General features: G+C 55.7%; 6 protein-coding genes and 1 other annotated feature. Of the genes, 4 read left to right on the forward strand and 2 right to left on the reverse strand.

The features are described 5' to 3' along the window. Positions 1-307: 307 nt before the first annotated feature. Entirely contained in the window at positions 308-667 is a 360-nt protein-coding gene (locus DW806_RS07540; RefSeq protein WP_116705112.1) for a VOC family protein, read from the forward strand. A gap of 195 nt (positions 668-862) precedes the next feature. Here the strand turns inward: DW806_RS07540 and DW806_RS07545 are convergent, their stop codons facing one another. Beyond that, positions 863-1,201: a DUF4363 family protein gene (locus tag DW806_RS07545; RefSeq protein WP_118729570.1), complete on the reverse strand. Its 339-nt coding sequence runs from the start codon at positions 1,199-1,201 to the stop codon at positions 863-865. Beyond that, positions 1,198-1,875: a DUF421 domain-containing protein gene (locus tag DW806_RS07550; protein WP_158578321.1), complete on the reverse strand. Its 678-nt coding sequence runs from the start codon at positions 1,873-1,875 to the stop codon at positions 1,198-1,200. Before DW806_RS07550 ends, DW806_RS07545 begins: the two co-directional genes overlap by 4 nt. Positions 1,876-2,060: 185 nt before the next feature. Further along, positions 2,061-2,310 (forward strand) — a binding site (T-box leader). A gap of 107 nt (positions 2,311-2,417) precedes the next feature. Between DW806_RS07550 and ilvB the strand changes: the two genes are divergently transcribed. The 3 genes from ilvB (at position 2,418) to ilvC (ending at position 5,721) form a co-directional block, all read left to right on the forward strand. Continuing rightward, positions 2,418-4,082, forward strand: coding sequence for a biosynthetic-type acetolactate synthase large subunit (gene ilvB / locus DW806_RS07555; RefSeq protein WP_118729572.1), 1,665 nt, complete (start codon positions 2,418-2,420; stop codon positions 4,080-4,082). 13 nt (positions 4,083-4,095) lie between these two features. Next, positions 4,096-4,572 carry an acetolactate synthase small subunit gene (gene ilvN / locus DW806_RS07560; RefSeq protein ID WP_118729573.1) on the forward strand — a complete coding sequence of 159 codons (477 nt, stop codon included), beginning with the start codon at positions 4,096-4,098 and terminating at the stop codon, positions 4,570-4,572. Between the two features lie 153 nt (positions 4,573-4,725). Further along, a complete protein-coding gene (gene ilvC, locus DW806_RS07565; RefSeq protein ID WP_118361496.1) occupies positions 4,726-5,721 on the forward strand; it encodes a ketol-acid reductoisomerase in 996 nt (331 codons plus the stop codon). Positions 5,722-6,000 lie beyond the last annotated feature (279 nt).

Below are 6,000 nucleotides of genomic sequence, written 5' to 3' on the forward strand. Positions count from 1 at the left end.
ATTTCATCTAAGCAGGCGCAACATACCCGTGTTGCGCAACTCGTGAGCGCGTTATTATAGACAGCACCTACGAGGATAAATTGCACCAAACGCCTAAATTCGCAGGTGCCTTCCGGTATAACGGGAAAAAATCGCGCGACACTGTTATCCCCCAGGGGACCTTCTCTTGCCCTACGGGCAATTCACCTTGTGCCGCGCCTGCGCAGAGTAGCCCGTATGTGTAGCGCTAATCTCCGGAATTTCCCTATTGACACAGGCTGACTCTGCTTTGTACAATAAAACAAAACAACGAAACGAGGTGCCTGCTATGCACATCCACCATTTAGCGCTCCGTGTGCGCGATTTCGAGAAGTCGCTGCATTTTTACCAGACGCTCACCGAGCTCAAGATTCACACGCAGTTCTCCGCGAACGGCGGCAGCATTGCTTATCTGCAGAACGCCAACGGCGAAACCCAGCTGGAGCTGATCGGCATGCCGGAGGGCGAGACCGTCAAGGCGTCCGGTATGTTCCTCTGCTTCGGTACGGAGGATATCGCCAGTGCACATGAGCGTGCCGTCCTGCACGGCATGAATCCGTCCGATATCCGTCAGCCGGAGCCGGACGCACGCTATTTCTACGTTTACGATCCGGACGGTCTGTCCGTGCAGGTGCGTGAATACCGTTAAGGCAATACCGCATAATTGAACAAGAGCGATTTGCGAGCAAATTTTGCGTACTGACGAGGCGCAGTTTTGCGGTAATACTTGATGTATTACCGTGAAACTTCGGCAGCGCGGACGGAACTCGCGCAAGGAACCGAAGCCAAAGTCAGGACACAAAATTTCCGCAAAGCGCCGCAGCTTTAATTGTGCGGTGTTGCCTTAAAACAGATTTTTAAGCGTCGGACGCTGCACCTCCGGCAAATGCCTCAGCTGAGCGAGCAGCTCTGCGCGGTCAAGCGAAAATTCGTCCGTCAAGCCGTTTTGCTGCGCGGCAAGCATACGGTCAAACAGCCGGTCAGCCTGATCAATCTCGCTGTGCAGCAGCAGAGCGCCGAGCAGAGTCTGTGCTGCGTCCCATGTCTCCCGCGCTTTATTCAGGCGGTCGTTCTCTACGTCGAGGGCGACCGCCTGTGCCGTGTTATCCACGGCTTTTACGCTCCATACACTGCCGAGGATGAGCACGGTACACAGCACGGCAGCCGTCAGCAATCGCTTCATGCGCGGCCCTCCTTTTTCTGCAGGAACGTGTTGCCGCAGTCGTCGAGCGTCATCAGGAACACGTCCTCGACCGCGATACTCTGGTTTTTCAGCCGCCGCTCGATATCTGCAGGGGAGAGGTGCAGCAGCTCGAGCGAGCGCGGAACCACCTTGCCGTCCGACACGACTACAAGCGGCAGACCGGTATCCTTGGGCGTAATGCCGAGCATTTCCGCCGTGACCGGCTGCTGCGGCTGCTTGAGGATAACCGTCAGCGTGCCGTCCGGCTCGATGACGCCGTATTTCACATCGGACACGGCTGCAACGTTCTGTTTGCGGAGTGTCTCTATCACCTCGTCGGTCGTCAGCCGCATTTGCCGCAGCTTGCCAATATCGAGCTGTCCCCTGCGAATGATGATGGCCGGCTGACCGTTCAGCAGCCGCCGGAATCTGCGGCTTTTGAGTGCGGCGAAGCTGAGGAAAATCTCGAGCACCACGAGCGTGGCGATCGGCACCAGACCGGAGAGCAGCGGAATCCCTAAATCCTGCATGGGCACAGCCGCCAGATCGGATACCAGAATGGTAACGACCAGCTCGGACGGGTCCAGTTCGCCGATCTGCCGTTTACCCATCAGCCGCACGGCGCAGATGACCGCGCAGTATAAAATCAGCGTGCGCAGCAGCGGCACTGCCATACGCCCGCACCTCCTTCGCTTGTGAAAATCGCACAGTTTACCAGAGTGAAAACTGTATATGTTTGGCATTGTGTAGTATGGCGAAAAAACAAAGAAATATGCACGACAGTTTTCGCATATTTGCAGTCGGAAAGACGTTGACATTCTGAGGAAACGCCTTTATAATATAAACAACATTCAAAAAGATACAGGCTGCGAACGGAAAAGTAGCGTCCCGGACCCATGATAGAGAGCTGTCGGCTGGTGTAAGACAGTGGGAAACGGAAAGTGCGAAAGTCCTCCGGGAGCCGGATTGCTGAAATGAAATGAAACAGGGTTCAGTGTAAGTTATCCCGCATGATCTGCGTTAAACGATCAGGTGAGTGGTCATGCCGCCGTACAGGGCAGTGTGGCAAAAAGAGTGGTACCGCAGAGTTTTTGGTCTTTGTCTCTTTGTGAGACAAGGGCTTTTTTGTTTATACGGTATCTTGCGGCAATCGTTATCCGGCTGCTGCATAAGTATGTATGCTATGTTGAAATGAGAGAAAGGAGGCGGATTCGCAATGGTAAAGAACGGCGCAGAGATTCTGATCGACGCACTTGTAGAGCAGGGAGTTGATACCATTTTTGGTTATCCCGGCGGTGCGGTTTTGAACATCTATGACGCACTTTACAAAAACAGCGACCGCATTCGACATATCCTGACCGCGCACGAACAGGGCGCGGCACACGCAGCGGACGGCTACGCCCGTGCGACCGGCAAGGTAGGCGTCTGCCTGGCAACGAGCGGACCGGGTGCGACCAACCTTGTAACCGGTATTGCTACCGCGTATATGGATTCCATCCCGATGGTTGCCATCACCGGCAACGTCGGCACCAGCCTCATCGGCCGTGATTCCTTTCAGGAGGTTTACATTGCCGGCATCACCATGCCGATCACCAAGCACAATTTCGTTGTGCGCGATGTGGAGGATCTGGCGGACACCGTGCGCGATGCGTTCCGCATTGCCGCTTCCGGACGTCCGGGTCCGGTGCTGATCGACATCCCGAAGGATATTACCGCCGCTAAGTGTGAGTTTATCCCGAAGGGCAAGGTTGAGATCAACGAGACCTACGAGATTTCGGACGAAGAGCTGCAGACCGTAGCGGATATGATCGCCGCCTCCGAGCGTCCGATGATCTATTACGGCGGCGGTGTTGAAACCTCTGACGCAGGCGACATGCTGCTGCAGCTGCAGCGCAAGGCGGATATTCCGTCGGCGCACACCATGATGGCCATCGGCTGTATCCCGGATACCGAGCCGCTCAGCCTCGGCATGATCGGCATGCACGGCACGGTTTCCGCCGCATGGGCGGTTGAGCGCTGTGACCTGCTGGTCTGCATCGGCGCCCGCTTCTCCGACCGCGTTGCGACCAACACCAAGCGTTTTGCACCGTCGGCGAAGGTTATCCACGTTGACATTGACAACGCGGAGATCAATAAGAACATCGGCGTTGACTATGCCATTGTTTCCGATGCGGAGACCTTCCTCGAAAAGGTTATGCCGTATATCAAGGAGGCAAAGCACGACGCATGGCGCGCGCAGATTGCCGAGTGGCAGACAAAGCTCGACTATGTGCCGAAGGACGATGAGAGCGTTATCCATCCGCACCAGCTGCTCCGCACGGTTGCGGAGGAGACCCCGGAGGACACCATCATCGCAACCGACGTTGGTCAGCACCAGCTTTGGAGTGCACAGTACAACGGCCGCAAGCACGTTCGTCAGTTCCTGACGTCCGGCGGTCTGGGTACGATGGGCTTCGGCTACGGCGCGGCACTCGGTGCGCAGGTGGCCTTCCCGGACAGAACGGTTGTCCACATCACGGGCGACGGCTCGTTCCACATGAATCTTAACGAAATCTGCACCGCGGTTTCCTATAACCTGCCGGTGATCACGATCATTATGAATAACCGCGTGCTCGGCAACGTGCGTCAGTGGCAGACCATGTTCTATGGCAGCCGTTACTCGCAGACCGATCCGCACCGCAAGACAGATTACGTCAAACTGGCCGATGCCTTCGGCGCACGCGGCGTCCGTGTTACCAATATCGCCGAGCTGCGCGACGCGCTGCGGGAAGCGGTGAAGCGAACCGGTCCTGTGCTGATCGACGCACAGATCGACAAGGACGAGCGCGTCCTGCCGATGATTCCGGCAGGCGGCACGGTTGACGATCTTGTAACGGAATAAGGAAGGAGAAATCATGGAAAAGTATATCCTTTCTGTCACCGTACAGAACAACGCCGGTGTTCTGGCACGCGTATCCAGCCTGTTTGGCCGCCGCGGCTACAACATCGACTCGCTGACTGTTTCGGCCACGACTGATCCGAAGGTTTCCTGCATGTCTATCATCGTGCAGGGCGACCATATGGTGCTTGAGCAGATCATGAAACAGCTTGCGAAGCTCGAGGAGGTCATGCGTGTTGTACATCTTGAGGAGGACAGCTCCTGCTGCAGCGAGTTGGTATTCGTCAAGCTGCATACGCCGGACGTGAGCGTCCGAAATGATATCCGCCAGCTGTGCGACCTGTACGGCGCACGGGTCGTAGAAACACAGGAGAGCGAGATCATCATCGAGCTGTCCGAAGTGCCGAGCCGCATCGATGCCTTTCTCGACGTCATCTCGAACTTTAAGATTCTCGAGATGAGCCGTTCGGGCGTTACGGCAATCGAAAAATAATCTTGGTTAATTAGGAGTTAGAAATTGGGAATGAAAAGCGCTGCCGCGCCGGAGAAATGTTTCATAACCGGGGAGGAAGCCCCTTGCAATCACTGATTACTGACTGCTGATTCATATAATTGACTCTTTATAAATTTTTAGGAGGAAATAAAAATGGTAAAGATGTTTTATGACGCAGACTGCAACCTGTCTCTGCTCGACGGCAAGACCGTTGCAATCATCGGCTTTGGTTCCCAGGGTCATGCTCACGCAATGAACCTGAAGGATTCCGGTGTACATGTTGTAGTTGGTCTGCGCCCAGGCTCCAAGCATGAGAAGAAGGCGAAGGACTACGGTCTGGAGGTTATGACTCCGGCTGAGGCAGCAGCAGCAGGCGATATCATCATGATGCTGACTCCGGATGAGAAGCAGGCTGACATCTATAAGGACGTTATCGCTCCGAACCTGAAGCCGGGCAACGTACTGGCTTTCGCTCACGGCTTCAACATCCACTTCAAGCAGATCGTTCCGCCGGCTGACGTTGACGTTATCATGGTTGCTCCGAAGGGCCCGGGTCACATCGTTCGTCGTGCATACGAAGAGGGTCAGGGTGTTCCGGATCTGGCTTGCGTATATCAGGACGCTTCCGGCAAGGCTATGGACATCGCTCTGGCATACGCCTGCGGTATCGGCGGCGGCCGTGCCGGCATCCTCGAGTCCACCTTCAAGACCGAGACCGAGACCGACCTGTTCGGTGAGCAGGCTGTCCTCTGCGGCGGCGTTTGCGAGCTGATGAAGGCTGGCTTTGAGACTCTGGTTGAGGCTGGCTACGCTCCGGAGAACGCTTACTTTGAGTGCGTTCACGAGATGAAGCTGATCGTTGACCTGATCAACGAGGGCGGCTTCGCTAAGATGCGTTACTCCATCTCCGATACCGCTGAGTACGGTGATTACCGCACCGGCAAGCGCATCATCACCGAGGAGACCCGCAAGGAGATGAAGAAGATCCTGCGCGAGATCCAGGACGGTACCTTCGCATCCGAGTGGATTCAGGAGAACCGTGCAGGCGGTCGTGCCAAGTTCCTCGCTACCCGTGCTCTGGAAGCAGACACCGAGCTTGAGGAGACCGGCAAGAAGCTGCGCGGCATGATGAGCTGGCTGAAGAAATAATTCGAAGCGCAGCTTCTCATTATTTCTATAGGGGAGTTCAAAACTCCCCTATATACAACCCATGGTTCCGTAGAAACCATGGGTTGATACCCCAATGACGCGCCCCACGGGCGCTGAGTCGGGGTGTAAAAAGTCAGGTACACGCCCTGACTTTTTACGGCACACTTCGTGCACCGATTTTATGCCGCAACTGTCCAGTTGCGGTTGCCGGAAGGCATCATAAGTGCAAAAGTGTGAAGTTTATAGCTACCCCGAACGGGGGGGGGGCGGGGCGCGGAC

It is taken from the genome of Butyricicoccus sp. AM32-19, assembly GCF_003480365.1.
GTDB classification, from domain to species: Bacteria; Bacillota; Clostridia; order Oscillospirales; family Butyricicoccaceae; genus Agathobaculum; species Agathobaculum butyriciproducens.